This window comes from Streptomyces sp. NPDC059524 (assembly GCF_042749255.1).
In the GTDB taxonomy this organism is placed as follows: Bacteria; Actinomycetota; Actinomycetes; order Streptomycetales; family Streptomycetaceae; genus Streptomyces; species Streptomyces xanthii.
On record NZ_JBHYTK010000026.1, the window covers coordinates 1 to 23,883 of the forward strand.

A 23,883-nucleotide genomic window follows, 5' to 3' on the forward strand; every position below is an offset into this window, starting at 1 on the left:
CCGGCACGATCAAGGGCCTGACCGCGGAGATCGGCGCGTCCCTCACCTCCGGCGCCGCGATCTGCGAGATCAAGGACTGACACCCCGCAAGCCGGTACCGCTTCACGGTGGGCGTCTGAGGGCCACACGGCCCGCAGGCGCCCACCACCCGTATCCGGACCCGATCCCTCCGGCGGGATGATCCCGCGGTGGGGGGCGTGCACAAGATGCGGTGCGACACCTGCTCCCGTACGGGTTTCCGCGCGTATTCTTCGAGCACCCGTACCGGTCGACGGTGAACTACGACGACCGTGGGAGACGATCATGGACCTCGCGTTCCTCAGCCCCCTCTCCGCACATCCCGGCCCCTGGGCCAGTGTCCGCGTCGACACCTCGCGCCCGTCCGAGGCGACCCCCGGCGCACGGTCGGCGCAGGCCCTCACGATGTCCCGCACGCTCGCCTCCGCGGGCGCCGACGAGGCGACCTGCGACACGGTCCGCTCGGCCGTCGAGGGCCTGAGGCACACCACCGAACCACTCGGCCGCGTCCTGTTCGCGACCGCGGGCGAGGTCGTCCTCGACGTGCCGCTAGGCGTCGCGCCGCACCCGGCCGCCGCATGGGCGCCCCTGCCGCGCACCACCGAACTCCTCGACCTCGTCGGCGAGGACCCGCTCTGCCTCGTGGCGCACATCGACCGCACCGGCGCACGCTTCGAACTGCGGACAGCGCGCGGCTCCACGGAGAGCGGCGAGGTCACCGGCCGCACCTGGCCCGTCCACCGCACCGCCACCGGCGACTGGTCCGAGCGGCACTTCCAGCTCCGCGTGGAGAACACCTGGGAGCACAACGCGGGCGAGATCGCCCGCGCCCTCACGGCCTGTCAGGACGAGGTGCGGGCCGATCTGGTGCTGCTCGTCGGCGACGGCCGCGAGTGCGCCGCCGTCGACGGCAAACTCCCCGGGGACCTGCGCGAGCGCACCACCCGGACCCGGCACGGCGAAGGCAGCCGGCTGCTCGGCACGGAGGTGGAGCGGGCCCGCGCCGAGCACGTCGCCGAACACGCGGCCCGGGAGATGGAGCGGTACGCGCAGGCGCGCGGCCGCGACGAGGGCGCGGTCGCGGGCGTGCCCGCACTGGTCGAGGCGGCCCGCGCCCACCAGGTGGAGGAACTGCTGGTGCGGCCCACCGGCCCGGACGCGCACCGGGAGGTGTGGGTCGGGCCGGAACCGGACCAGCTCGCGGTGCGGCGCACGGACGCGGCCGCACTCGGGGTCGCGCAGCCCGTCGCCGCTCGTGCCGACGACGCGTTGCTGCGCTGCGTGGCGGCGAGCGGCGGCACGGCCCTGTCCGTCGCCGCGACCGCCCCGGACGGCGGACCGGCCGGTGGCCTCGGCGCGTTGCTGCGCTGGGCTCCGGCGGAGGGATGAGAAGGAGACGCCCATGGAGTGGCTCGACAGGGCGGCGTGCGTGGGGGAGGACCCGGAACTGTTCTTCCCGGTCAGCGGCAGCGGCCCGAGCCTGACACAGATCCGGCGCGCCCAGGCGGTGTGCGACCGCTGCCCGGTGACCTGGCAGTGCCTCGACCTGGCGCTCGGCATGCGGCACGCGAGCGGGGTGTGGGGCGGCACGACCGAATCGGACCGTGCCGCGCTCCTGCGCCCGCGCCGTACCGCCCGCTGAACGGGTTTCAGCCCGAGGCGCCGGAGCGCAGCGCCCCGCGCACCCCGTACACGAGCGCACCCGCCGCGACGACGGACGCGCCCGCGATCACGGAGCCCACGGGCAGCGCGAACGCGAGCACCAGACAGCCGAGCAGCCCGACGACCGGCACGACCCGTGCGGGGCGGCCCTCCCGCGGGGTCAGGGTCCAGGCGGACGCGTTGGCGACGGCGTAGTAGACGAGCACGCCGAACGACGAGAAGCCGATCGCGTCCCGTACGTCGGCGAACGCGGCCAGCGTCGCGACGACGACGCCGACCAGGACCTCGGCCCGGTGCGGCACCTTGAAGCGCGGGTGGACGGCGGACAGGGCGCGCGGCAGGTGGCCGTCGCGGGCCATCGCCAGGGTCGTGCGCGAGACCCCGAGGATCAGGGCGAGCAGCGAGCCGAGCGCGGCGACGGCCGCCCCCACCCGCACCACCGGAGCCAGCCAGTCCGCGCCCGCGGCCCGCACGGCGTCAGACAGCGGCGCGGCCGCCGCCCCGAGCCGGGCAGGGCCGAGCACGCTCAGCGTCGCGACGGCGACGAGGACGTACACGACGAGCGTGATCGCGAGCGCCACGGGGATGGCGCGGGGGATCGTGCGCGCCGGGTCGCGCACCTCCTCGCCCAGCGTCGCGATGCGCGCGTACCCGGCGAACGCGAAGAACAGCAGCCCGCCCGCCTGGAGCACCCCGTGCCACGACGTGTCCGGCCCGATGGCGAGGCGGCCCGCGTCCGCCGCGTCCGAGGAGAGCGCGGCGACCACCACGGCGGCGAGCACCGCGAGGACGGCGGCGACGATCGCCCGGGTCAGCCAGGCGGCCTTCTGCACACCGACGAGGTTCACGGTGGTCAGCGCCACGACGGCCCCGACGGCGATCGCGTGCGCCTGCCCCGGCCAGACGTACGCCCCCACGGTCAGCGCCATCGCCGCGCACGAGGCGGTCTTGCCGACGACGAAGCACCACCCGGCGAGATAGCCCCAGAACTCCCCGAGCCGCTCACGGCCGTAGACGTAGGTGCCGCCGGCGGCGGGGTAGCGGGCGGCGAGGCGGGCCGACGACGTCGCGTTGCAGTACGCCACCACCGCCGCGAGCGCCAGGCCGGCCAGCAGGCCCGAACCGGCGGCGCGGGCCGCGGGGGCCAGCGCGGTGAAGACACCGGCCCCGATCATCGAGCCGAGCCCGATCACCACCGCGTCGGTGACCCCGAGGCGCCGCACCAGAGTGTCCGGCCCGTCCGCCCCGCCCGATCCGACCGCCCCCGGCGTCCTGCTCACGGCCACACTCCTCGTCTCGTCCTCGTTCCGGGCCCGATCCCGCCCGGAACGACTGCGACCCTAGCCGCGCGTCCCCTCCAGATGTTCCGCGGCCTCGGCGGCGCTGTACGTGGAGGCGAAGGTGAAGGCGCGCGGTGACGGCCCGTTCGCCCGCAGTTCACCGAGCCGTTCCAATGCCTCCTCGACGGACGGCACATGTCCGGCCGGCACCCACCACAGCACCAGGTGCGCCTCGACGTGCCGGGCGAACCAGTCGCGGCGTCCGCGCATCACCTCGAGGTGCCCGCTGCGGTAGGTGAAGTCCCAGAGGGCTTCCGGGGACTCCCACACCGACAGGTTGACGATGACGTTCTCACCCGCCGGGCGCAGCTCCGTCGCGTCGTCAGCCCCGTCGCCGACCAGGCGCCAGACGAACCCGGGCGCGCTGTCGGCGGAGGCGTTGACCGGGTCCAGCATCTCGACGAACGGGGCGACGCGCGGGTCGTCGAGGGGGTACAGGAGCTTGGCGACGTTGAGTTCGGCGAGGTGGGCGGTGGCGGCGGGCACGGCTGAGGTCATGCCGCCATCCCAGCACGCCCCGCTTTTCTATGTCAATCAGTATTGTTTTTAGAGACGCTGAGCGGACGTCAGGCCTCCTCGACCACCACGCAGCACTCGTCCGGCCGGGCGTCCATGCGGGCCCGCACCGGGCCGTCCGTGCCGAGCAGGCCCTCCAGGAGGGCGAGGTTCATGCCGCAGACGAGCGGCGGGAACCGCTCGGCGACGGCGTGGAAGGGGCAGTTGCGCATCCGGACCACGGGCGCGCCCGTGCCGTCGTCGCCGGCCCGCTCGACGTGCGGCTCGTAACCGCGCGCCGCCAGCGTGGCGAAGGCCTCGTCGAGCCCGGCACAGGGTGCCTCCGAGCCGCGCAGCGACGCGCCGCGGCGGCGGGCGGCCGCGCACAGGCCGGCGTCGAGTCCCGCCTCCTCGGCGGCCTCGGCGAGCAGTTCGGCGGCCGTGCGGTAGTCGCGGGCGGGCAGGGACACGGCCCGCTCGGCGCGGATCCGCGTGTACACCTTGGCGGGCCGCCCGGCACCCGGACCCGAGCGCCCGGTCAGCCGGCGGCTCCCGCTCTCCAGCAGTCCGACCTCGGTCAGCTTGTCGAGGTGGTGCGCCGCGAGGGTGCGCGCGACCCCGGCCGCTTCCGCGGCCTCGTTGCGCCCGACCTCGCGGCCCTGCCCCGCCACGTACTCGTACAGCCGTCGCCGTACGGGGTCCTGCAGGGTCGCGATCGCGTCGATGTCCCCGGGGTCGCGGCCGCCGTGGGCCGGGCCGGTCCCCTGGGTGTCCTCGGTGTCCTCCATCCGGCCAGTCTAGAAACAACCAGGGTTGGAGTTAGAAGGTCAGGTCGTCAGGAACGCTCCGATCCGCGCCCGCAGGGCCTCGTCCCGGCGGATGAACTCGTCGACGACGCCCGAGAGGACGACCCTGCGGTCGCCGTCCGCGAGCACGGTCGCGCGGCGCACCTGGCCGGGCGTCAGGGCGTCGCGGCCGAGGGCCTCCAGGGCCTCGCACGCGCCGTCCGGGTCGGCGCCCAGCTCGGCGGAGCGCAGGGCGGCCTCGGCGAGGGCGTCGCGGGCCGGCGAACCGGGTCCCGACGCGGCCGCGAGCGCGGCCGCGGCCGCCGGTGCGCGGACGGGATCGTCGAGGGCGGCTTCGAGGCGCGGGGCGAGCGGGCGGGCCGCCGGACCCAGCGAGCGGGCCGCGCGGGCGGCCCGCACGACCGTCCACCGGGCCCAGGCGTTGTCCGCAGCGCGGGTCAGGACCGAGTCCAGTACGGCGACGGCCTCGGCCGCGTCGCCCGTGATCCGCCACAGCGCCTCGGCGATCGCCGCGTCCGCGTCCAGGACCGGAGTGGTGTCGCTTCCGGAGGCGCTCAGAGCCTCGCGCAGGGCCGGGGCCAACTCCGCCGCCCGGGGGCCCAGTTCACCCGCGATCCGGGCGGCGGCCGCCACCTCGTGGGCGCCACCCCCGAGTTCCTGCCGCAGGCGGTGCAACAGGGGCGTGTGATCGCCGGTGAGCGTGTGGACGGCCTGGGCCGCCGCCAGGGAGCCGGCCTCGGCCGCCGTACGGAGCGGGTCCACGACCTGGGCGCGCACCTCGGCGGGGCACGCCGGGGCGATCGCGGCGATCGCCCGCGCGGCCTGGTGGGGATGGTGGGGGAGCGCGGCGCACAGCTCCGGCAGCGCCGGAGCCGCGGCGGCGTGCCAGCAGGCGAGCAGGTGCGTGAGCTGCCAGGGCTCGTTGCCCTTCAGGTCCTCCGGGTGCGCGAGCCGGGCGCGGACCGCGGCGAGGAGCCCGTCCGCGTACGGGAAGACGGGCCCGTCGGTGCGGATGCCCCGGCCGACGGCCGCGCCGAAGGCCCGGGGGCGCCGGCCGAACGCGGCGGTGAGAAGGGGGAGCGCCTGCTCGGGGGCGACGTGCACGAGCGCGGCCAGGGCGCGGTCCGCGGGGTCGTCGCCCTCCGCCGCGTTCCGCCCGGCGTGCGGGACGAGGAGGTCGGCCAGCGGCGCGGCGGCGGGGCCGAGCGAGCCCAGCAGCGAGGCCATGCCGAGCAGGGTCTTCTCGTCGACGGCCGCGGCACGCAGCGCCGGGAGCAGCCGTGCCGGAGCGCTCCGCGAGCGTTGGCACGCCTGCTCGGCCGCCCACAGCCCTTCGGCGCGGACCTCGGCCCGGCCGTCCCGCGCCGCCGCGTCGATCAGGGCGAACGCCGCCTCCCGCGCGTCGTCCTGGTCCCGGTCGAGCAGCGCCTCGACGACGGAGGCCAGCGGCTCGCCCCGCTCCTCGTCGAACTCGGAACGCACCGCTTCGGCGGGCAGCACCGACAGCATCGCCTGGTGCAACGGCCCGGTCCAGGCGGCGCCCGCGTCCACGTGCGCGAAGACGGCCGCGAGTCGCACCACGCCGGGCTGCTCCGGCGTCAGCGCGCCCGCCGCGAGGGCCGCCCCGGCCTCCGGATCGAGCCGGGCGATCCCCGACAGGACCTCCGCGCGCACCCCGGGATCGGACTCCGGCTCCCACCGCGCCCGCAGCGCGTCCCGCACCTCGCCGGCCGCACGCGTGTGGGACAGCGCCCAGGCGGCGGCCTTCCGCACGCCCGCCGAGTCGTCATCCAGCATCGGTATCAGCAGCGGCAGTTGTGCGACGACGGCCGCCCGCACCGTGCCCGGCTCCATACCGCTCTCGTCCCCGCTCTCGGCCATCCCGCCCAGCAGCGCCAGGACGTCCCCCGCACGGTGTCCGGCCGCCGCGATCCGGGCGAGGAACGGCACGGCCGCGGCGGTCGCGGTGTAGACCGTCCCCTGGTGCAGCACGCTCCCGTACAGCTCCGACAGCGCGTCCTCCGCCGCCTCGTCGTCGGGATCGGTCAACGCCCGCAGCAGGACGGGCACGTCGTCGGCGCTCCCGTACGCGTGGGAGACGGAGTCCCAGGGGAACGAGTCCAGGCCGGCGAGAGGGTCCACAAGATCCATGCGGGCATCCTGCCAGCAGGGTCCGACAACGACCGGACCGCCTCCGCCCCGCAATTCGCTGGTGCCCGCGTGATCACGCACGCATGCTGTACTCCGTGCAAGAAGACCGACACCAGATCCGCGCCCGCCACACCGAATCCACCGTCACCGTCTACCAGGCGTACTCCCCGCGGATCGGACTCCCCGCGGCCCGCGACGGCCGCTTCCCCGAGCTGTGGAAGCGGGACCGGATGACGTGGATCAAGCCGTCCTTCCTCTGGATGATGTACCGGTGCGGCTGGGCGGCCAAGGAGGGCCAGGAGGTCGTCCTCGCCGTCGAGATCACGCGCGAGGGCTTCGAATGGGCGCTGGACCACGCGTGCCTGTCCCACTACGAGCGCGGCCTGCACCCGGACCGCGACTCCTGGAAGCGCGACCTGCGGCGTTCCCCGGCCCGCGTCCAGTGGGACCCCGAGCGGGATCTGCACCTCCAGGCCCTGCCGTACCGGTCACTCCAGTTGGGCCTCGCGGGCGAGGCCGCGGGCCGCTACGCGGACGAGTGGACGGTGTCCATCACCGATGTGACCGACCTGGCGCACGAGATCCACGGCCACGTCCGGTCGGGCGAGCTGGAGCGCGCCCGGCAACTGCTTCCGCAGGAGCGCGTCTACCCCCTGCGCGAGGGCCGGTTGAGCCACCTCCAGCACTGAGCCCGGCAGCGCGGCCCCGGACCCGGAGTCCGGAAAACCGCTTGACCCGACCACGGGGCGCACCGGCAGGCTGGCGACGATCACGGGCGCCGCACGAGGTGGTGCCGGGCACGAGGAAGGCATCGGCACGGTGGAGATCCGTCCCACGACCGACCAGGACCGCGACGACTTCGTCGACACGATGCACACGGCGTTCGGCCGCTTCCCCGAGACCCCCGACGAGCACGGGGGCGGGGTCTGGTGGGCGGCGCTGGAGATGGACCGGGGCGTGCTCGCGGTCACCGAGGACGGACGGCCCGTCGGCACGGCCGGCGCGTACTCCTTCGAACTGACGCTGCCCGGCGGCGCGCTCGTCCCGGCCGCCGGAGTGACCGCCGTCGGCGTCGTGCCCTCGCACCGGCGCCGGGGCGTGCTCAGCGCGATGATGCGCCACCAGCTCACCGAACTGCGGGCGCGCGGCGAGATCCTCTCCGTACTGCTCGCCTCCGAGGCGATGATCTACCGCCGGTTCGGCTACGGACCGGCGACCTACAGCGGACGGCTCACCGTGCCCCGCCACCGCGCCGCCTTCGCCGCTCCCCGGGCGGGCGGCGAAGGCGGCGCCGACGCCGGATCCGTCGAAGTGCTGCGCAGCGACCGGTGCCGCGCCCTGCTCGAAGAGGTCTACGACCGCTACCGCCGCGTCCAGCCCGGCGCCCTGTCCCGGCCGGGCCACTGGTGGAAAGCGGGCGCGGGCCAGCCGCCGATCGCCCCCGCCCCGCGTCACATCGCCGTGCATCGCGACGCGCACGGCACCCCCGACGGGTACGTGAGCTACGCGATCAGCGATCCCGACGTCCTCAAGGTCGACGAGATCATCGCCGTGGACGACGCCGCGTACACCGCCCTGGCCCGTCACGTGCTCGAGCACGACCTCGTCGGCGAGATCGTCATCAAGCACGTCCCGGCCGGGCACCCGCTGCGCTGGCAGTTCGCCGACTTCCGCGCCGCCGAGACCGGCCCCGACGGCGACTGGCTGTGGGTGCGGATCCTGGACGTGCCCCGGGCCCTGACCGCGCGCGGCTGGCGTACGGACGGCGACCTCGTCCTGGAGGTCGCCGACCCGTTCCTCGGCTCCGGCCCCGAGCGCCACCTCCTGTCGGTCCGCGACGGCAAGGCCGACTGCGTCCGCACCGACCGGGCCCCCGACCTGTCCCTCGACGTGAGCGATCTCGGCTCGGTCTACCTCGGCGGCACCACTCCGAGCACCCTCGTCCGCGCCGGCCACATCAAGGCCCATCACGCCGAAGCCCCCGAGCTCGCGGACACCCTGTTCCGCACGGAGCGTGCCCCGCACTGCCTGCACTGGTTCTGACCCGGACCGGCGAAGCCCACGTTCTGCCGGAGACGGCTCTCGACCGGCGGGACTTCGGGAACCGGGACGCTCAGGAGGCGGACCCCTGTCCCCGTCCCGCCGCCCGGTGCTCGCGCCGCAGCCGCTCCCCGACCGCGCACCGCTTGGGGAGCCGCGCGCACTCCGCGCAGTCCATCAGGTGGTCCAGGTACCGGCGGTACTCGGGCCAGCCGGACGCCTGTCGGTCCTGCGCGTTCACCACGACTCCCTGCACCCGGCCGGGCCGGGAGACGCACGCGGCACGCATGCCTGCCGCGTGCGTCCCGCCCGGGAACCACCTCGCAGGAGGAACGTTTCCTCATGGGGGCGGATTTCGCGGGCAGGCGCGCCGTCGCGGCGGAACGCGTCGCTCCGAAGGGGGTGTCCGATGCGGGCGGGCCGCTGCGCGTACCCTCACCCCGTGCCCCGTCATCAGAACAAGCCACGGCGCCTGGTCGCCGACGGACGCGTGTACCTGTGGACGCTGCGTCACCAGCACCGCGTCCTGGACAGCGGCCGGTCCGCGGACTGCCGGCAGACCCTCACGCTGTACCCCCAACCGGCCGGTACGGGCGGCCCGTTGCGGATCGTCTTCGCCGAGGGCTCCGACCGCTTCGTCCCCGGCGGAGCGCCCCTGGGCTCCGGGGACGTGGGCTACGTCCACGGCAGCACCCTGAACCTGCACGAACCGGGTGCGGTGCGCGCCCTGCTCGACGCGGCCCGCGCCTCCGGCTGGGACGCGTCGGAACGCGGCCTCGTCGAGCGCGACGGCTGGGCGCTGCTGGAGGCGGCGGTCGCGGCCCGTTCCACGCCGGCTGAGTGACGGCGCGCGGGAAGGGCCCCACGGACGCATCCGTGAGGCCCCTCGCGTCCTGCGTGGCGTACGGGCGTCAGCCCACCGGCGCGATCGAGCGGCCCGCCCACTCCGGGGCCTGCTCGGTGAACTCGGCGAACCGGGCGAGGACCGCGTCGGGCAGCGGCACCGCGCGCCCCGCCTCCTGGTCCACGTGCACCGCCATCAGCTCCGTCGTCGCCACGGGCGCGGCGTCCGCCTCCGGCTCGCCCTCCGCGTCGGCGACCACGTACATCTCGTGCGTGAAGCGGGCCTTCTTGCCCGCCGCGCCCAACACGCGGGTGCGGACCGCGAGATGGGCGCCCTCCGGCACGTCCCGCAGATAGCGCAGGTGCGACTCGACCGTGTACAGGGAGCAGCCCGTGGACTCGCGGTAGCCCGAGTGCAGGCCCGTCTCGATCATCAGGGCGTCGGTGGCGTGGCCGAAGACGAGGACGTAGAACGCCTCGCTCATGTGGCCGTTGTAGTCGATCCACTCGGGGCGGACCGTGCGGTGCAGCAGCGGCACGGAGGCCGTCGTCGTGGTCATCGCGGGTCCTCCTGTCGCGGCAGGCGGCCCGTCGCGCGCAGGACGTCGATGACGCCCCGGTCGCGCTCGGCCACCAGGTCGGCGATCGTGCGCCCGTCCGCCGCCTCGTCGCAGCCCTCGACCACGGCGTCGTACAGCGCCTTGTCCAGCTCGGGCGCCTCCAGACGGGTCCACGGCGACTTCAGGGACGGACCGAAGTGGTCCAGCATGTGCGCCATGCCGCCCTCGCCGCCCGCCAGCGCGAACGTCAGCATCGGGCCCATGAACGCCCAGCGCAGGCCGGGGCCCTCGGTGATCGAGTCGTCGATCTCCTTCACCGTGGCCTCGCCGTTGGCGACCATGTGCAGCGCCTCGCGCCACAGTGCCTCCTGGAGGCGGTTCGCGATGAAGCCCGGCACCTCGCGGTTCATGGTGATCACGGACTTGCCCGCGACCTCGTAGAAGCGCGACGCCCACGCGACGGCGTCCTCGGCGGTGCGTTCGCCGCCGACGACCTCGACCAGCGGGATCAGGTACGGGGGATTGAACGGGTGGCCGACGACCAGGCGCGAGGGGTCCGCGGCCGTGGTCTGCATGTCCGTCATCGGGTAGCCCGACGTGGACGAGGCGATGACGACGCCGGCCGGCGCCGCCGCGTCGAGCCGGGTCAGCAGGTCGCGCTTCAGCTCCAGCTTCTCCGGCGCGCTCTCCTGCACGAACTCGGCGTCGGCCACGGCCTCTTCGAGGGTCGCGACGACCGTCAGCCGGTCGGCGGACGCGCCCTCGGCGAGCCCCAGCTGTGTCAGCGCGGGCCAGGCGGCGTCGACCAGGCGGCGCAGCTTCTGCTCGGCGTCGGGCGCCAGGTCCCAGGCCGTGACGTCGTAGCCACGCGCCAGGAAGTGGGCGACCCAGCCGCCGCCGATGACACCGGCGCCGACACAGGCGACGCGGCGGACGTTCTCGGGTGCGGTACGCATGATCAGGCGCCCTTCTTGTGCAGGCCGAGGATCTCGCGGGCCTCGTCGGGCGTCGCGACGCGGGCGCCGAGCGACTCGGTGATGGTCACGGCACGCTCGACGAGCTGGGCGTTGGTCGCCTTGTTGCCCTTGCCGAGGTACAGGTTGTCCTCCAGGCCGACGCGGACGTGGCCGCCGAGCAGGATCGACTGCGCGACCCAGGGCATCTGCATCCGGCCCAGCGCGAAACTCGCCCAACGGGCGCCTTCCGGCAGCATGTTGACCATCGACTGCAGCACGCCCGGGTCGGCCGGCGCGCCCCACGGGATGCCCATGCACAGCTGGAACACGGTCGGGTCGTCGAGCAGCCCCTCCGCGAGCATCTGCTTGGCGAACCAGAGGTGACCCGTGTCGAAGATCTCCAACTCCGGCCGCACACCCAGCTCTTGGATGCGCCGGGCGCCCGCGCGCAGCATGTCGGGCGTCGACACGTACAGGTTCGAGCCGTCGCCGAAGTTCAGCGAACCGCAGTCCAGGGTGCAGATGTCGGGCAGCAGGTCCTCGACGTGCGGCAGCCGGTCCAGGCCGCCGACCAGGTCGGAGCCGGGCAGCGGGAAGCCCTCCAGCGGGCGGTCCGGGTCGATCACCAGGTCGCCGCCCATGCCGGCGGTGAGGTTGATGACGACGTCGGTCCCGGTCTCCTTCACCCGCTCGACGACCTCGCGGTACAGCTTCGGGTCGCGCGACGGGTCGCCGGTCTCGGGATCGCGTACGTGGATGTGGACCACGGCGGCACCGGCCTCGGCGGCCTCCACCGCGTTCCGGGCTATCTGCTCCGGGGTGACGGGGACGTGCGGGCTCCGTCGGACGGTGTCACCTGCGCCGGTGAGGGCGCAGGTGATGATGGTGCTCTCGTGCAGGGGCATGTGGGGGCCTCCCGTTCCGTTGGGGACTGGGTGTGGGGGGGTCTCGACAGGGGGTGCCGAGTCGGCGGGCCTGGGAGCGGCTCAGGCCAGCAGGGTCGTGCGTACGTGGGCCAGGAGCGCGGCGTGCATGGCGTCCGCGCCGGCGCTCTCGGCACCGGTGCCTTCCGTCCTGGCGGCCAGGACCTGCGTCGCCAGACCGTCGATGAGCGCGGTCAGGGTCAGCGCGGCGGACTCGGGGTCGGCGGACGAGCGGAACACGCCCTGCTCGATCCCTCGGCGGACGACGTCGGCGACGGTCTCCCGCCACTGGCGGTAGTACTCGGTGTGCAGCCGGCCCACCGCCGTGGACCGGGCGGCCTCGGCCCACAGGTCGAGCCAGACCGCCCACTGCCGGCGCTGCTGCGCGGTGCGCGGCGTCTGCAGTTCGATGAGCTGGCGCAGTTCCGCCGCCGCGTCGTCCGCCTCGGCGAGCCGGGCGGCGCGGCGCGCCGTGTCCTCGTCCATGCACCAGCGCACCGAGGCCTCCAGGAGGTCGGCGCGGCCGGGGAAGTGGTAGTGGATCGCGGCGCTGCTCGTGGCGCAGGCGCGGGCGATGTCCGCGACCCGCACCGCGTGGAAACCGTGCTCGGCGATCAGCCGGACCGTCTCGCGGACGATCTGCAGCGGCCGCCCGCCCTCGACGGGCACGGCGGCGGCCGGCCCGGCGTCCGGCGCGGGCTCGGCGTGCTCCCGGTGCCGTGCCCCGAGCAGCCAGCCCGCGTCCACCCGCCCCTCGTCGGCGATCCGCGCCAGCTCGGCGGCCGTGAAGCGGCGGGTGCCGCTCAGCGACCGGGACAGCTTGGACGGATCCATGACGATGCGGCGCGCGAACTCGCGCTGGCTGACCCCCGCGGCCGTGATGACCTCACGGACGCGGACGGCGGTGTCGGCGGCGGGCACGCCACCGGTGACGTCGTCGGTTTCCACGGGCACGACCCTAACCGCGTGTTGAGAAGAACTCAACACGTGGTCTGGATTTTGCCCTGCTACTCCCACGTGAGCTGGGATGTTGTGCTTCTGACTTTCGCATCAGTCAGGATCGCAACGCCTGCGGAGGCTCCTGCGGGTTCGGATCAGTGGTGCGCGGCGATCTGCTCACGCACCCACTCCGGGTCGGGATTGGTGCGGGCGCGCCCGGCCACGACGACCGTCGGCACCGTCTCGTCGCCCCCGTTCACCGCGCGCACCGCCGCCGCGCCCTCCGGGTCCCGCCAGATGTCGACCCAGTGCACCCGGCGCGCCTCACGGCCGAGCCGGGCCCGCAGCCGCAGGCAGTACGCACAGCCGGGCCGCCAGTAGACGACCGGCCGGCCGTCCGCCGCGCTGCGCCGCTGTGCCTCCGCCGCACCGACGGACCTCGGGAAGACCAGCGGGGAGGTGGCGCCCGCGAGTGCCAGGAACAGCAGGAGGACGCCGACGGCCGCCCCCGGACTGTCCTCGAGCACCTGGACGGTGGCGAGGGCGGCGCCGCAGAGGGCGATGAGCGACGGGGCGATCCAGGCGCGGGTCATGGAGCCGGAGGCTACAGTGCGCCGCCGCCTCGATCGTGGGCGTGGGGTTGCCCGGCCGGCCGGACCGTGGCTCGCGGAACGGTGGGGCCGGGCAACCCGGCGTCCGGAAATGGTGCGTGCAGGTCACCCGCGCTGCGCAATCGCGCGTATCCGGACGTGCCACACAACGAAGCAAGATCGGGCGCGTTGTGGCACAGGGGGCGCGAATTGACGGTGTGCCGCGCATCCTCACGCGCTGCGCACGCCGTCTTCACGAGACGGCCCCCGTGCGGCACGCGCCGGGACGTCATCGGGCCGTCGCAGGGGCGCGGTCAGAGCACCGCGTCGGCGGCCATGAGTGCCGCCACCGCCAACAGGACGTAGGCGAAGACGCGTTGCAGGGTGCGCCCCGTGAGCTTCCGGGACAGCCGCTTGCCGTCCCACGCGCCGAGGATCGCGGCCGCGGTGAAGGGGGCGACGACGGCGAGGTCCAGATGGGTCCCGCTGCCGGCCCGGGCACCGAGCGCGGCCAGGGAGTTGACCGTGATGACCAGCAGGCTGGTGCCGACCGCCCGCCGCATGGGCAGGCTCAGCACGCCCACCAGGACGGGCACGGCGAGGAATCCGCCGCCGACACCCAGGAACCCCGTGACCGCGCCGAGCCCGGAACCGGCGGCCCCGGCCTTGCCCGGATGGACCGGGCCGGGTGCCCCGGTCTCGGCGGGGCGCAGCATCCGTACCGCCGCGAGTGCCGCGACACCGGCGAAGGCGAGGGTCAGCACGGTCTGCGGCACACGGCCGGCGACCGCGCCCGCGAGCATCGCGGGGACGATGCCCGCCGCCGCGAACAGGAGTCCGGTGCGCCAGGCGACGTTCCCGTCGCGGGCGTGGCCGGCGAGGGCCGTGAGCGAGGTGACGGTGACGATGACGAGGCTGGTGGTGATCGCCGCCGTGGGGGAGAGACCGAGCGCGTAGATCAGGGCGGGCACCGCGAGGACGCTGCCGCCACCGCCGAGCCCGCCGAGGGCCAGACCGACGACCGCCCCCGCGGCGAGGGCGAGGAGGAGCGCGGTCATGCCGGTGAACCGTCGCTCCCGCGCGCGTCGACGACGGGGTGACCCGAGGAGGCCCAGTCCTGCATCCCGCCCACGACGTCCACGGCTTCGGCCCCGCGCTCGCGCAGCAGATCCACGGCGCGCCGCGAACGGTTGCCGCTGCGGCAGATCACCACGAGGGGCCGCCCCAGCGCGGCGGCGGGCAGCGCGGCCCCCGAGGCCAGCGCGGACAGCGGCGCGAGAACGGCCCAGGGCGCGTGCCCCGCGTCCCACTCCTCCGGTTCGCGTACGTCGAGGAGGACGGCCGGGGCGTCGGCGCCGGCGGTACACCGGTGGGCCGCTTCGACGGTGACGCGGCGCGCTCCGTCAGGGAAGGGGGGCATCTCGCAGCCTTTCAAGGGGAGTTGGGGGTAGGGGTGGCGGGGCTCAGGCGACGACGGCCAGGCCGGCCTCGGTGGCCGCGTCGAACCCGTCGTCGACGGCCACGACGTCCCGGCCCGCGGCGTCGAGGAGCGACGCGGCCATGCCCGCCCGCATGCCGCCGGCGCAGTGCACCCACACGGTGCCGGCCGGGACCTCGCCGAGCCGTCCGTGCAGTTCGTGCACGGGGATGTGCACCGAGCCCGCGATGTGTCCGCTGGCCCGCTCGGACGCGCGCCGCACGTCGAGCACGACGACGCCGTCCGTGCCGCGCTCGGCGAGCCCGGCGAACGTGGATCGCGGGAAGGAGGCCAGGGCGCCGTCGACGGTCCAGTCCTCCGGGGCGCCGGTCGCGGCGGCCGCCGGGCGGTCGATGCCGACCCGGACCAGCTCCCGCTGCGCGTCGGCGAGTTGGCCGGGGGAGTCCGCGAGCAGCGTCACCGGCTTGCCCCACGGGATCATCCAGGCCAGATACGTGGCGATCTTGCCGTCCGCCTCGAAGTTGAAGGTGCCCGCGACGTGGCCCTCCGCGAACGCGACCCGGTTGCGCAGGTCCACGACCCACTCGCCGGCCGCGAGCCGGGCGGCGATCTCGCGGGCGTCCGCGACGGCGGGAGGCGTCAGGTCCAGCGGGGCGGGGCCGCTCGCGTTGGCCGGGCCCATGTGCGCGTAGTACGCGGGGATGTCGTCGAGCCCGTCGAGGAGCGCGGCGACGAAGCTGTCGACGTCGGTGGTGAGCGCCGCGTTGGCGGCCTTCTCGTGGCCGATCGTGGTGGCGTCGCCCTCGGCCTGCGCGGAGGAGCAGAAGCTGCCGAAGCCGTGTGTCGGCAGCACCGCGGTCTCGTCCGGCAGTTCGGTCGCGAGGCGGTGCGCGGAGGCGTGCTGGGCGCGGGCGAGCTCCTCGGTCAGCCGGGGCTCGACCAGGTCGGGGCGGCCCACCGTGCCGATCAGCAGGGAACCGCCGGTGAACGCGGCCACGGGTGTGCCCTGCTCCTGGAGCACGTACGCGGTGTGGTGCGGGGTGTGGCCGGGGGTGGCGACGGCGCGCAGGGTGAGTCCGGCGTCGACCGTGACCGTGTCACCGTCCGCCACCGGCACCCGCGCGAAGGACACGTGCGCCCCGGCCGGCACCAGATAGGCGGCGCCCGTCACACGGGCCAGCTCCAGACCGCCGGTCACGTAGTCGTTGTGGATGTGGGTCTCCACGACGTGCGTGATCCGCACCCCGCGCCGCGCCGCCGCGGCGAGGACCTGGTCGAAGTCGCGCGGCGGATCCACCGCCACCGCCGTCCGCGTCCCGCCCGCCAGGTAGTGCCGGTTGCCGAGCCCTTCGAGCTCGATGGTGTCGATGAAGAACACGGTTCATTCCCTTTCGCGAAGTACCCCCCGGGGTATAGAAAAACCGTAGCACAGGTACCCCCGGGGGTATTTTTCGCGGTGTGGTGAGGTGAGGGGTGTGAGGTGAGTGAGTGGTTGTGCTGCGGACCCCGCGCACGGCGCAGCCGTATGCAGCCGTGCGGCCCGGCGGTCGGGGGACGGGACCGGCCCGGCGTCGGCTACGAGGCGCCGACGGCCTCCAGGAGGCGGTGCAGGTCGTGGGCCGCCTCCGCGCTGGACAGTGTCGCGGCGGTCAGGACGGCGGCGGTCGCCGCGGCGAGCAGCGGATGGCGGCCGAGCGGCGGGGCGAGGAGCGCGGCGACGCGGCGCGGCACGGGTCCGGCGGCCGCGATCCCGGTGCGCCGGGCGAGGCCGAGGATGCCGAGCGCGGCGCCCAGGGGGCGGCGCGCGGCGGGCCGGGAGGCGAGCGCCGCCTTGCCGACGGCGCGCGCGACCCGTCCGCGGTCGCCGGTCGCGGCGGCGGCGCGCTCGTCGGCCCAGCGTTCGACCGTGTACGTCACGGACCGGGCGAGCGGGCGCAGGAACGGGTTGGCGGCGGCGCCGAGCTGGGCCAGTGCCACGAACGCGTAGTGGTGCCCGGCCAGATGGGCCCGCTCGTGCGCGAGCAGGATGCCGTGCTCGGTCCGGTCGAGGGTGTCGAGCATGCCCGTGGAGACGACGACGCGCCCCGGCAGCCCCGGGAGCGCGAACGCGTCCGGCGCGTCGTCCTCGATCACGACCACTCCGTCACGGGCCGGCATGCAGGCGGCCTCCACCGCGGCGGCCGCGAGGGTGCGGGCCCGGCGCCAGAGCATGCGCACGGCCATGACGACCGCCCCGCCGAGGAGGAGCCCGGCGGCCAGCGAGACGGACAGCTCGATCGGGTCGTCGCGCTGCGCGGTACCGGCCGACCAGTGCCCGAGCCCGGCCAGGAACGGCAGCCGGAGCAGCCCCGCGACGGCGAGCGCGCCCAGCGAGAGCGTGCTCGCCGCGCCGAGGACCAGCGAGGTCGCGGTCAGCAGCCAGGTGGCGAGGCGGGGCTCGCACCGCTCGGCGAGCGGCCGGGCGAACAGCGGCGCGAGCAGGGGCAGCAACAGCGGCAGGTAGACGGCGATGTGCATCGGGCGGCGCGTCCTCAGGGGGCCTGGTCGAGCAGCCGGCGCAGCAGCTCGGCGTCGGAGCTGGACAGGTCGTCCGCGAAACGGGCGAGGACGGTCTGCCGGTCCCGGCGCTCGGCCAGCACTGTGTGCATCCGGCGCGCGGCGAACCCGGCGTCGTCCGTCACCGGCGCGTACGCGTACGCCCGCCCGCGCCGGGTGCGGCTCAGCAGCTCCTTCGTGTGCATGCGGGTGAGGATCGTCACGACGCTGCTGTACGTCAGCTCGCCGCCGAGGCGTTCGGTGACCTCGCCCGGTGTCAGGGCGGCACCGGCCTCCTGCAGCAGGGCGAGGATCTCGGCCTCGCGCGCGCCGTTGGGCCGCTTGGGGCCGCTGTCCGGCAGCTGGGAGCCCATGGGTTTGGCGTTCCTTCCGTCACCTTCTACAGTCGTGTAGAAGTTCGACACCGGTGTAGAAGCTGGTGTGCCTCAGTGTGCCATGCGCCCGAACGGAACGGACAACGGACAACAGATGAGTGCCATCAGCCTCGGGCAGTCGGTGATCCTCGGCGTCGTCGAGGGCGTCACCGAGTTCCTGCCCGTATCCTCCACCGGCCACCTCAAGATCGCCGAGGGACTCATGGACATCCCGGTGAACGACCCCGCCGTGGTCGGCTTCACCGCGGTCATCCAGGTCGGCGCGATCGCCGCCGTGCTCGTCTACTTCTTCAAGGACATCGTGCGGATCGTCACCGCGTGGGGCCGCGGTCTGCGCGACAAGGAGGAGCGCTACCACCACGACTACAAGTTCGCCTGGTGGGTGATCTGCGCGACGATCCCGATCGTGGTCGTCGGCCTCGCCGCGAAGCCGCTCATCGAGGGCCCGCTCGCCTCCCTGTGGGTGGTCGCGGGGTCCCTCGTCGCGGGATCGGGCGTCATGTGGGTGGCCGACCGGACGGGCCTGCACAAGCGCGGCGAGGACGACACCACGTTCAAGGACGCCATGCTCGTGGGCTGCTCGCAGATCCTCGCCCTGCTCTTCCCCGGCTTCTCGCGCTCCGGGGCGACCATGTCCACCGCGCTCCTGCTCGACCTCGACCGGGTCGCCGCGACCCGCCTGTCCTTCTTCCTCGGCATCCCCGCCCTGACCGGCGCCGGCCTGTACGAGCTGAAGGACGCCGTGGGCAGCGGCGCGGGCGCGGCCCCCATCGTGGCCGGCACGGCCGTCTCCTTCGTCGTCGCGTACGCCTCGATCTCCTGGCTGCTGAAGTTCGTGGCCCGCCACTCCTTCAACGCCTTCGTCGTCTACCGCGTGGTCATCGGCCTGGCCCTGTTCGGCCTGCTCGGCGCGGGTGTGCTCAGCGCCTGACGCGGACGCGCCGACCGTTCGGCAGCGGGCCCGAAGGCCGACAAGGTGCGGCAGCCCCCGACTTTGGGCAGAGTAAGGGGGCGATTTATGTCGTTCGGTACGAAAAGCCGTTCAGGATGATTCACAAGGGAAACCCCACAGAGTGGGCTGGTGCGAGGGGATCTCGTGGGACCGGAGTGAGCGATGTTCCGCAGTGGGTCCGCCGACGGCGGTGACGAGCTGCTTCAGCGGCTCGGCGCGCTGACCGCCCGGGCCCGGGAGCTGGCCGAGATGCAGCGCTCCCGGGTCGAGCTGGCGGTGGCCCTGCAGCACGGCATGCTGCCCCGCGACCTGCCGCGCCCCCCGGGCGTACGGATCGCCGTGGGCTACATGCCGGCCAACCACGGGCTCAACGTGGGCGGCGACTGGTACGACGCCTTCCCCATGTCCGACGGCCGCATCGGCATCTCCATCGGCGACGTCCAGGGCCACAACGCCCAGGCGGCCGCCTTCATGGGCCAGGTCCGGGTGGCCCTGCGCGCGCTGGCCTCGGTCACCGAGGACCCCGGCCGGCTGCTCGGCCGGACGAACGACCTGCTGATCTCCCTCAACGCCGACCTCTTCGCCACCTGCACGTTCCTGCGCCTGGACCCCGACACCGGCGTCCTGGAGTGTGCGCGGGCCGGACACATCCCGCACATCTGGGCCACCGCCGACGGCCGCTCCGGCATCGACGACGGCGAGGTCGGGCCGCCGCTCGGCGTGATGCGCGGCGCCGAGTACCCCGTGGCCTGCCACCGGCTGACCGTCGGCGGCGTCCTCGTCCTCGTCACGGACGGCGTCGTCGAGGGCCCCTCCCTGCACATCGACGACGGCCTCGGCCAGGTCAGACGACTCGCCGAGATCACCGCCGGGGCCAGCCTCGGCATCGACGCGCTCGTCGGCGGCGTGATGAAGCTGGCCGACACCGTCGGGCACGAGGACGACGCCGCCGTGCTCGTCATCGGCCACGACGTCGGCGTGCCCTGGTACCCGGCACCGAAGCTGCCCCCCGCCCCGGGCGGCTCCTCGCGCGGCCCCGGCCGGACGCCCTCGTCTGGCCGATCCGGTCCGCCCGGTGTCTGATGACTGCTGTGGTGGTGACTCGGCGACTGCTGCCGCCCGTGGAGGCGGCCCTCAAGCTCCTGGTCGTGGCCGCCTGCTACTACGTGGCCGGCCGCATCGGTCTGCTGAGCCAGGTCGTCGTCGAGGGCGTCGTCGTCACCCCCATCTGGCCCCCGACCGGCGTCGCCGTCGCGGCCCTGCTCATGTTCGGCGTACAGGTGTGGCCGGGCATCGCCCTCGGCTCCTTCCTCGTCATCGCCTCCATCGTCACCCCGCAGATGACCACGCTCGTCAACGTCGCGGGCAACACCCTCGCCCCCCTGTGCGCCTACTTCTGCCTGCGCAGGATCGGCTTCCGGCTCGACATCTCACGGCTGCGCGACGGGCTCGCCCTGGTCTTCCTGGGCGGGCTCGGCGCCATGCTGATCAGCGCGACGATCGGCGTCGGCGTCCAGGCCGTCAACGGAGACCTGGACCGGGGCGAGTTCTGGGCCGTCTGGCTGTCCTGGTGGGTCGGCGACGCGATGGGCGTCCTCCTGGTCACCCCGCTGCTGCTCCTCCTCGTGGGCGTCGGCCGCGCCCCGTGGGGCCGCCGCTGGCTGGAGGCCGCCTGCCTGGCCGTGGCCGCGCTCGTCATCGTGCCGCTCGGCGCACTCGGCGAGACGAGCCTGCTCTTCCTCGTCTTCCCGCTGCTGATCTGGGCGGCCCTCCGCTTCCAGCTGGCCGGCAGCACGCTGTGCGCCCTGTTCTCCTCCGTCCTGACCACGTACGCCGCGAACACCGGCAAGGGGGCCTTCCTCAATCTGTCCAAGGTCGAGATCATGGTGAAGCTGCAGGCGTTCAACGGCGCCACCGCCCTGACCGCCCTGCTGCTCTCGGCGCTCGTCACCGAACAGATCGCGACCCGCCGCTCGGTGCAGAGCGCCTGCGACGAACTCGCCGAGGTCCTGGACCATCTGGCCGCGGGCGAGATGCCGCCGGAGGTGCCGCCCCGGCACCTGCCGGACCCGTCCCGGGCCGAAGGAGACCCCGCATGAGTATCCGGCGGATGGACAACGTCCTGATCGTCGTTGAGGACCTCGACGCCGTCATCGCGTTCTTCGTCGAACTCGGCATGGAACTGGAGGGCCGGTTCCCGCTCGAAGGGCGCTGGGCCGAGCGTGTCATCGGCGTCAACGACGTGCGCCAGGACGTCGCCATGCTGCGCGTCCCGGGCGCCCCCGGACGGGTCGAGCTCGCCCGGTTCCACCGCCCCGCCCCCGTCGTCCCGGAACCGCAGGCCGCCCCGTCGAACACCCTGGGCCTGCGCCGGATCATGTTCGCCGTCGACGACCTCCACGACACCGTCGCCCGCCTGCGCCCCCACGGCGCCGAACTCGTCGGCACGATCGAGCGCTTCGAGGACACCTTCCTGCTCGCCTACGTGCGCGGCCCCGAGGGCATCATCGTGGGCCTCGCCGAAGACCTGGCCTGACCCGAACGGGGGAAGGGGAGCACGCCTGTGCCAACCGGCCCGTGGGGTTGATCGCCGCCGTGGTGCGTACAGATACGGGTGTGCCCTCGGGGGACGGCAAGGCGGGTGCGGGACCGGAAGGAGGGGGGCCGGTCCCGCACCCGTCGGAACGCACCAGCACACCGGCGTTCGGTGTGACCTACGGTGCCGACAACTGGGCTCTGTGCTGCGGGCCCGAGGGGGAGTGCGCGTCCCCGGACCCGCGGTGTCCTGTGCAACGAGCGGGACGCAGAAACGATGCGCTCCGGGTCGCCCGGTCTACTGTCCGTTTCCCTGCGGGCCCGCCGACGCAGGCACGGGCGGACCCGCGGGAACCGGTCCGGGCAGCAGGGCCGCCTCCTGATGCCGCGCGTGCGCCGCCGCCCGCTGCGCCTCGGTCATGACGTCACCCCGCTCCCGCACGAGTTCTTCATAAATGGGCGCGAGATCGTTTCCGGCGCCGTGCGTACGTGTCACCTCATTGCTCCTTCCGCTGCCCTTGCCCGCCGTTTCGCCGTGCTGCGGCATTCACCGGTATCCATCGGCGTTCACCGAACCGTCAGGCGCGATTGATCCGAGCCGCGATCCCATGGCCCACCGCCAAATAGATCAACGCCGGAAGACCGAAATTGAGAATGATCCGCAGGAATTCTGTGTCCATCGTGAAAATGTCCTGTGCCCACCCGGAGAGCCAGTCGGCAGTCGAGTGCACGAACGAGACGAACGGGTTCGCCCCGTTGGCCTCCAGGAGGTACAGAACGATCCAGAGGCCCAGGAAACCGGCGGCGACGTCGGCGATCGTGGAGATCGTGAGGGCCGTCCTGCGGGCCGTGCGCGCGGTGCGCTCCGAGCGGTCGGGCTCCGGGGGCCGCTCGTACGACTGGTATCCGGGTGTGGGGTGGCCGGTGCCGTTCACAAGAAATCCCATCTGACGCTTGGCCTTTCTCCCCTTCAGCGCCGCGCAATTGCTGGCGTGTTACACCCGGGCCCCCGAGCCCGCACATATGGTGCCCTGTTCCCGCACGTACAGAAATTCATCGGCAGCCCGTGACATTGCGGACCCCGCGCGGCCGCCGCCCGGTGCGCCGGCGCAGTCCGGAGCAGAATGGCGGGCATGGATGTAAGGCTGTCCTCGGCGCGCGGGCGCTGGATCCTCGCGTGCGTCGTGCTCGCCTCCGGCATGGCCATGCTCGACGGAACCGTCGTGAACGTCGCACTGCCCAAGATGGGCCGCGACCTCGACGCCTCCCTCTCCACCCTCCAGTGGGTCGTCAACGCCTACATGCTGACGCTGTCCGCGCTGCTCCTGTGGGGCGGCGCCCTCGGCGACCGGATCGGGCGGCGGCGCACCCTCGTCCTCGGCGTCGCCTGGTTCGCCGTCGCCTCCGCGCTGTGCGGCCTCGCCCCCGACGAGGGGACGCTCATCGCGGCCCGCGCCCTGCAAGGTGTCGGCGGCGCCCTCCTCACCCCGGGCTCACTGGCCCTCGTACGGGCCGTGTACCACCCCGACGACCAGGCGCGGGCGGTCGGCGCGTGGTCGGGCCTGACCGGGGTCGCCGGCGCGCTGGGGCCCTTCCTCGGCGGCTGGCTCATCGACGGGCCCGGCTGGCGCTGGATCTTCCTCATCAACGTGCCGCTCGCCGCCGTCGTCCTCGCCATCGCCCTGCGCCACGTGCCCGAGAGCCGCGACCCGGCCGCGGCCGACACCCCCTTCGACCAGCTGGGAGCGGCCCTCGCCGCGCTCTGTCTCGCCGGTGTCAGCTACGCCCTGATCGGCGCGTCCGGCGGTGTCCCAGCCGGCGGCACCGCGCTCGCGGCGGTGCTCGGTGTCGCGGCCGGAGTCGCCTTCGTCCTCGTCGAGCGGCGCAGGGCCGCGCCGATGCTGCCGCCGTCCCTGTTCCGCTCCCGCCTGTTCAGCGCCACCAACGGCATGACCCTCTGCCTCTACGCGGGCATCGGCGGCATCCTGTTCCTGCTGCCCGTGCAGCTCCAGGTGGCCCTCGGCTACGACGCGCTGGAGGCCGGGGTGGCGACCCTGCCGATCACCGTCCTGATGCTGCTCCTCTCCGCCCGCTCGGGCGACCTCGCCCGCCGCGTCGGCCCGACCGTCCCCCTCGTGACCGGACCGCTCGTGGCCGCGGTCGGCGTCCTGCTCATGCTGCGGATCCACCCCGGCTCCTCGTACGCGGCCGACGTGCTGCCCGCGGTCGGCGTGCTCGGTCTCGGCATGGCCACGTTCGTGGCACCGCTGACCGCGACCGTCCTGGCCTCCGTGGAGCCCGAGCGCGCCGGGCTCGCCAGCGGGGTCAACAACACCGCGGCCCGCGTCGCGCAGCTGCTCGTCGTCGCCGCGCTGCCGCTCGCCGTGGGACTGTCCGGCGAGGCGTACACCCGGCCCGACGCCGTGAACACGTCCTTCCACCGCGCCGCGTACGGCTGTGCGGGCCTGTTCGTCCTGAGCGCCGTGCTGGCAGCGGTCTTCGTCCGTCCCCGGACGGTGCGCCCGCGCCTGGCCGAGGCGCCGCGTCCCCAGTGCCGCGCCCACCTGGGCGTCACGGCCCCCGCGCTGGAGCCCGGCGAGGACGCCCGGCGTCACTGATATTGGTATACCGCACGTATGTGGGTGGTCGAAGCATCCATCGTCGCGACCGCGCCCGGATCATCGGCGGATCGGGGTGGGTGGCGC

General features: G+C 74.2%; 27 protein-coding genes. 10 read left to right on the forward strand and 17 right to left on the reverse strand.

From position 1 onward, the window contains the following. The first annotated feature begins 303 nt into the window (after positions 1-303). Together ACFW9D_RS10355 and ACFW9D_RS10360 are read left to right on the forward strand one after the other, a co-directional pair. Positions 304-1,407 (forward strand): Vms1/Ankzf1 family peptidyl-tRNA hydrolase, encoded by a 1,104-nt coding sequence (locus tag ACFW9D_RS10355; RefSeq protein WP_384620013.1) that lies wholly within the window; start codon positions 304-306, stop codon positions 1,405-1,407. Positions 1,408-1,420: 13 nt separating this feature from the next. Further along, entirely contained in the window at positions 1,421-1,660 is a 240-nt protein-coding gene (locus ACFW9D_RS10360) for a WhiB family transcriptional regulator (protein WP_188335569.1), read from the forward strand. Between the two features lie 7 nt (positions 1,661-1,667). Here the strand turns inward: ACFW9D_RS10360 and ACFW9D_RS10365 are convergent, their stop codons facing one another. From ACFW9D_RS10365 to ACFW9D_RS10380, 4 genes are all read right to left on the reverse strand, one after another. Continuing rightward, a complete protein-coding gene (locus ACFW9D_RS10365; protein ID WP_384620016.1) occupies positions 1,668-2,960 on the reverse strand; it encodes an APC family permease in 1,293 nt (430 codons plus the stop codon). A 60-nt stretch (positions 2,961-3,020) separates the two neighbouring features. After that, positions 3,021-3,518, reverse strand: a complete 498-nt coding sequence (locus tag ACFW9D_RS10370; protein WP_188335567.1) for a DUF3291 domain-containing protein — start codon at positions 3,516-3,518, stop codon at positions 3,021-3,023. A gap of 68 nt (positions 3,519-3,586) precedes the next feature. After that, the gene (locus ACFW9D_RS10375) at positions 3,587-4,303 is read right to left on the reverse strand and encodes a helix-turn-helix transcriptional regulator (RefSeq protein WP_384620019.1); all 717 of its coding nucleotides are present in this window, start codon (positions 4,301-4,303) and stop codon (positions 3,587-3,589) included. A 39-nt stretch (positions 4,304-4,342) separates the two neighbouring features. Beyond that, the gene (locus ACFW9D_RS10380; protein ID WP_384620021.1) at positions 4,343-6,472 is read right to left on the reverse strand and encodes a HEAT repeat domain-containing protein; all 2,130 of its coding nucleotides are present in this window, start codon (positions 6,470-6,472) and stop codon (positions 4,343-4,345) included. 83 nt (positions 6,473-6,555) lie between these two features. Here ACFW9D_RS10380 and ACFW9D_RS10385 point away from each other — a divergent pair, with 83 nt between their 5' ends. Further along, positions 6,556-7,161: a DUF4291 domain-containing protein gene (locus tag ACFW9D_RS10385; RefSeq protein ID WP_188335564.1), complete on the forward strand. Its 606-nt coding sequence runs from the start codon at positions 6,556-6,558 to the stop codon at positions 7,159-7,161. Positions 7,162-7,291: 130 nt separating this feature from the next. Further along, entirely contained in the window at positions 7,292-8,515 is a 1,224-nt protein-coding gene (locus ACFW9D_RS10390; RefSeq protein WP_384620023.1) for a GNAT family N-acetyltransferase, read from the forward strand. Positions 8,516-8,585: 70 nt separating this feature from the next. On the opposite strand, the gene ACFW9D_RS10395 is transcribed toward ACFW9D_RS10390, so the two are convergent. After that, positions 8,586-8,801 (reverse strand): hypothetical protein, encoded by a 216-nt coding sequence (locus ACFW9D_RS10395; protein WP_384620026.1) that lies wholly within the window; start codon positions 8,799-8,801, stop codon positions 8,586-8,588. A gap of 153 nt (positions 8,802-8,954) precedes the next feature. Between ACFW9D_RS10395 and ACFW9D_RS10400 the strand changes: the two genes are divergently transcribed. Next, entirely contained in the window at positions 8,955-9,356 is a 402-nt protein-coding gene (locus tag ACFW9D_RS10400) for a hypothetical protein (RefSeq protein ID WP_384620028.1), read from the forward strand. A 67-nt stretch (positions 9,357-9,423) separates the two neighbouring features. Here ACFW9D_RS10400 and ACFW9D_RS10405 read toward each other — a convergent pair whose 3' ends face one another. The 10 genes from ACFW9D_RS10405 to ACFW9D_RS10450 form a co-directional block, all read right to left on the reverse strand. Further along, positions 9,424-9,915 carry a thioesterase family protein gene (locus ACFW9D_RS10405; protein WP_384620030.1) on the reverse strand — a complete coding sequence of 164 codons (492 nt, stop codon included), beginning with the start codon at positions 9,913-9,915 and terminating at the stop codon, positions 9,424-9,426. Then, complete coding sequence (locus tag ACFW9D_RS10410) at positions 9,912-10,871, reverse strand: 3-hydroxyacyl-CoA dehydrogenase NAD-binding domain-containing protein (RefSeq protein WP_384620033.1); 960 nt, start codon at positions 10,869-10,871, stop codon at positions 9,912-9,914. The genes ACFW9D_RS10405 and ACFW9D_RS10410 overlap by 4 nt, the downstream gene beginning before the upstream one ends. 2 nt (positions 10,872-10,873) lie before the next feature. Continuing rightward, on the reverse strand, positions 10,874-11,776 hold the full coding sequence (locus ACFW9D_RS10415) for a 3-keto-5-aminohexanoate cleavage protein (RefSeq protein ID WP_384620036.1): 903 nt from the start codon (positions 11,774-11,776) through the stop codon (positions 10,874-10,876). A gap of 81 nt (positions 11,777-11,857) precedes the next feature. Continuing rightward, positions 11,858-12,742: a TetR family transcriptional regulator C-terminal domain-containing protein gene (locus tag ACFW9D_RS10420; protein WP_384620039.1), complete on the reverse strand. Its 885-nt coding sequence runs from the start codon at positions 12,740-12,742 to the stop codon at positions 11,858-11,860. Positions 12,743-12,888: 146 nt separating this feature from the next. Beyond that, a complete protein-coding gene (locus tag ACFW9D_RS10425; RefSeq protein ID WP_188335556.1) occupies positions 12,889-13,326 on the reverse strand; it encodes a glutaredoxin domain-containing protein in 438 nt (145 codons plus the stop codon). A 311-nt stretch (positions 13,327-13,637) separates the two neighbouring features. Further along, positions 13,638-14,381, reverse strand: a complete 744-nt coding sequence (locus ACFW9D_RS10430) for a sulfite exporter TauE/SafE family protein (protein ID WP_384620041.1) — start codon at positions 14,379-14,381, stop codon at positions 13,638-13,640. Next, positions 14,378-14,743: a rhodanese-like domain-containing protein gene (locus ACFW9D_RS10435; protein ID WP_384620043.1), complete on the reverse strand. Its 366-nt coding sequence runs from the start codon at positions 14,741-14,743 to the stop codon at positions 14,378-14,380. The genes ACFW9D_RS10430 and ACFW9D_RS10435 overlap by 4 nt, the downstream gene beginning before the upstream one ends. A 43-nt stretch (positions 14,744-14,786) precedes the next feature. After that, positions 14,787-16,139, reverse strand: coding sequence for a rhodanese-like domain-containing protein (locus tag ACFW9D_RS10440; RefSeq protein WP_384620046.1), 1,353 nt, complete (start codon positions 16,137-16,139; stop codon positions 14,787-14,789). A 197-nt stretch (positions 16,140-16,336) separates the two neighbouring features. Further along, entirely contained in the window at positions 16,337-17,278 is a 942-nt protein-coding gene (locus tag ACFW9D_RS10445; protein WP_384620049.1) for a M56 family metallopeptidase, read from the reverse strand. A gap of 14 nt (positions 17,279-17,292) precedes the next feature. Then, positions 17,293-17,670 carry a BlaI/MecI/CopY family transcriptional regulator gene (locus tag ACFW9D_RS10450; RefSeq protein ID WP_384620050.1) on the reverse strand — a complete coding sequence of 126 codons (378 nt, stop codon included), beginning with the start codon at positions 17,668-17,670 and terminating at the stop codon, positions 17,293-17,295. Between the two features lie 115 nt (positions 17,671-17,785). Here ACFW9D_RS10450 and ACFW9D_RS10455 point away from each other — a divergent pair, with 115 nt between their 5' ends. From ACFW9D_RS10455 to ACFW9D_RS10470, 4 genes are all read left to right on the forward strand, one after another. Further along, the gene (locus ACFW9D_RS10455; protein WP_384620053.1) at positions 17,786-18,622 is read left to right on the forward strand and encodes an undecaprenyl-diphosphate phosphatase; all 837 of its coding nucleotides are present in this window, start codon (positions 17,786-17,788) and stop codon (positions 18,620-18,622) included. Between the two features lie 183 nt (positions 18,623-18,805). Beyond that, positions 18,806-19,726 (forward strand): PP2C family protein-serine/threonine phosphatase, encoded by a 921-nt coding sequence (locus tag ACFW9D_RS10460; protein ID WP_384620055.1) that lies wholly within the window; start codon positions 18,806-18,808, stop codon positions 19,724-19,726. An 8-nt stretch (positions 19,727-19,734) separates the two neighbouring features. Next, positions 19,735-20,742, forward strand: a complete 1,008-nt coding sequence (locus tag ACFW9D_RS10465; protein ID WP_384620058.1) for an MASE1 domain-containing protein — start codon at positions 19,735-19,737, stop codon at positions 20,740-20,742. After that, positions 20,739-21,179 carry a VOC family protein gene (locus ACFW9D_RS10470; RefSeq protein WP_384620061.1) on the forward strand — a complete coding sequence of 147 codons (441 nt, stop codon included), beginning with the start codon at positions 20,739-20,741 and terminating at the stop codon, positions 21,177-21,179. The genes ACFW9D_RS10465 and ACFW9D_RS10470 overlap by 4 nt, the downstream gene beginning before the upstream one ends. A gap of 297 nt (positions 21,180-21,476) precedes the next feature. On the opposite strand, the gene ACFW9D_RS10475 is transcribed toward ACFW9D_RS10470, so the two are convergent. Together ACFW9D_RS10475 and ACFW9D_RS10480 are read right to left on the reverse strand one after the other, a co-directional pair. Next, positions 21,477-21,674 carry a hypothetical protein gene (locus tag ACFW9D_RS10475; RefSeq protein WP_384620063.1) on the reverse strand — a complete coding sequence of 66 codons (198 nt, stop codon included), beginning with the start codon at positions 21,672-21,674 and terminating at the stop codon, positions 21,477-21,479. Between the two features lie 82 nt (positions 21,675-21,756). After that, the gene (locus ACFW9D_RS10480; RefSeq protein WP_223205843.1) at positions 21,757-22,113 is read right to left on the reverse strand and encodes a hypothetical protein; all 357 of its coding nucleotides are present in this window, start codon (positions 22,111-22,113) and stop codon (positions 21,757-21,759) included. Positions 22,114-22,302: 189 nt separating this feature from the next. Here ACFW9D_RS10480 and ACFW9D_RS10485 point away from each other — a divergent pair, with 189 nt between their 5' ends. Continuing rightward, the gene (locus tag ACFW9D_RS10485; protein ID WP_384620065.1) at positions 22,303-23,796 is read left to right on the forward strand and encodes an MFS transporter; all 1,494 of its coding nucleotides are present in this window, start codon (positions 22,303-22,305) and stop codon (positions 23,794-23,796) included. Positions 23,797-23,883: the final 87 nt, after the last annotated feature.

Excerpts from the sequence above, each read along its gene's own strand:
- ACFW9D_RS10395 (WP_384620026.1), bottom strand. The coding sequence starts at position 8,801 with ATGCGTGCCGCGTGCGTCTCCCGGCCCGGCCGGGTGCAGGGAGTCGTG.
- ACFW9D_RS10410 (WP_384620033.1), bottom strand. The coding sequence starts at position 10,871 with ATGCGTACCGCACCCGAGAACGTCCGCCGCGTCGCCTGTGTCGGCGCC.
- ACFW9D_RS10355 (WP_384620013.1), top strand. The coding sequence starts at position 304 with ATGGACCTCGCGTTCCTCAGCCCCCTCTCCGCACATCCCGGCCCCTGG.
- ACFW9D_RS10385 (WP_188335564.1), top strand. The coding sequence starts at position 6,556 with ATGCTGTACTCCGTGCAAGAAGACCGACACCAGATCCGCGCCCGCCAC.
- ACFW9D_RS10485 (WP_384620065.1), top strand. The coding sequence starts at position 22,303 with ATGGCGGGCATGGATGTAAGGCTGTCCTCGGCGCGCGGGCGCTGGATC.
- ACFW9D_RS10430 (WP_384620041.1), bottom strand. The coding sequence starts at position 14,381 with ATGACCGCGCTCCTCCTCGCCCTCGCCGCGGGGGCGGTCGTCGGTCTG.
- ACFW9D_RS10450 (WP_384620050.1), bottom strand. The coding sequence starts at position 17,670 with ATGGGCTCCCAGCTGCCGGACAGCGGCCCCAAGCGGCCCAACGGCGCG.
- ACFW9D_RS10455 (WP_384620053.1), top strand. The coding sequence starts at position 17,786 with ATGAGTGCCATCAGCCTCGGGCAGTCGGTGATCCTCGGCGTCGTCGAG.
- ACFW9D_RS10405 (WP_384620030.1), bottom strand. The coding sequence starts at position 9,915 with ATGACCACGACGACGGCCTCCGTGCCGCTGCTGCACCGCACGGTCCGC.
- ACFW9D_RS10380 (WP_384620021.1), bottom strand. The coding sequence starts at position 6,472 with ATGGATCTTGTGGACCCTCTCGCCGGCCTGGACTCGTTCCCCTGGGAC.
- ACFW9D_RS10435 (WP_384620043.1), bottom strand. The coding sequence starts at position 14,743 with ATGCCCCCCTTCCCTGACGGAGCGCGCCGCGTCACCGTCGAAGCGGCC.
- ACFW9D_RS10360 (WP_188335569.1), top strand. The coding sequence starts at position 1,421 with ATGGAGTGGCTCGACAGGGCGGCGTGCGTGGGGGAGGACCCGGAACTG.
- ACFW9D_RS10370 (WP_188335567.1), bottom strand. The coding sequence starts at position 3,518 with ATGACCTCAGCCGTGCCCGCCGCCACCGCCCACCTCGCCGAACTCAAC.
- ACFW9D_RS10460 (WP_384620055.1), top strand. The coding sequence starts at position 18,806 with ATGTTCCGCAGTGGGTCCGCCGACGGCGGTGACGAGCTGCTTCAGCGG.
- ACFW9D_RS10415 (WP_384620036.1), bottom strand. The coding sequence starts at position 11,776 with ATGCCCCTGCACGAGAGCACCATCATCACCTGCGCCCTCACCGGCGCA.
- ACFW9D_RS10445 (WP_384620049.1), bottom strand. The coding sequence starts at position 17,278 with ATGCACATCGCCGTCTACCTGCCGCTGTTGCTGCCCCTGCTCGCGCCG.
- ACFW9D_RS10425 (WP_188335556.1), bottom strand. The coding sequence starts at position 13,326 with ATGACCCGCGCCTGGATCGCCCCGTCGCTCATCGCCCTCTGCGGCGCC.
- ACFW9D_RS10470 (WP_384620061.1), top strand. The coding sequence starts at position 20,739 with ATGAGTATCCGGCGGATGGACAACGTCCTGATCGTCGTTGAGGACCTC.
- ACFW9D_RS10375 (WP_384620019.1), bottom strand. The coding sequence starts at position 4,303 with ATGGAGGACACCGAGGACACCCAGGGGACCGGCCCGGCCCACGGCGGC.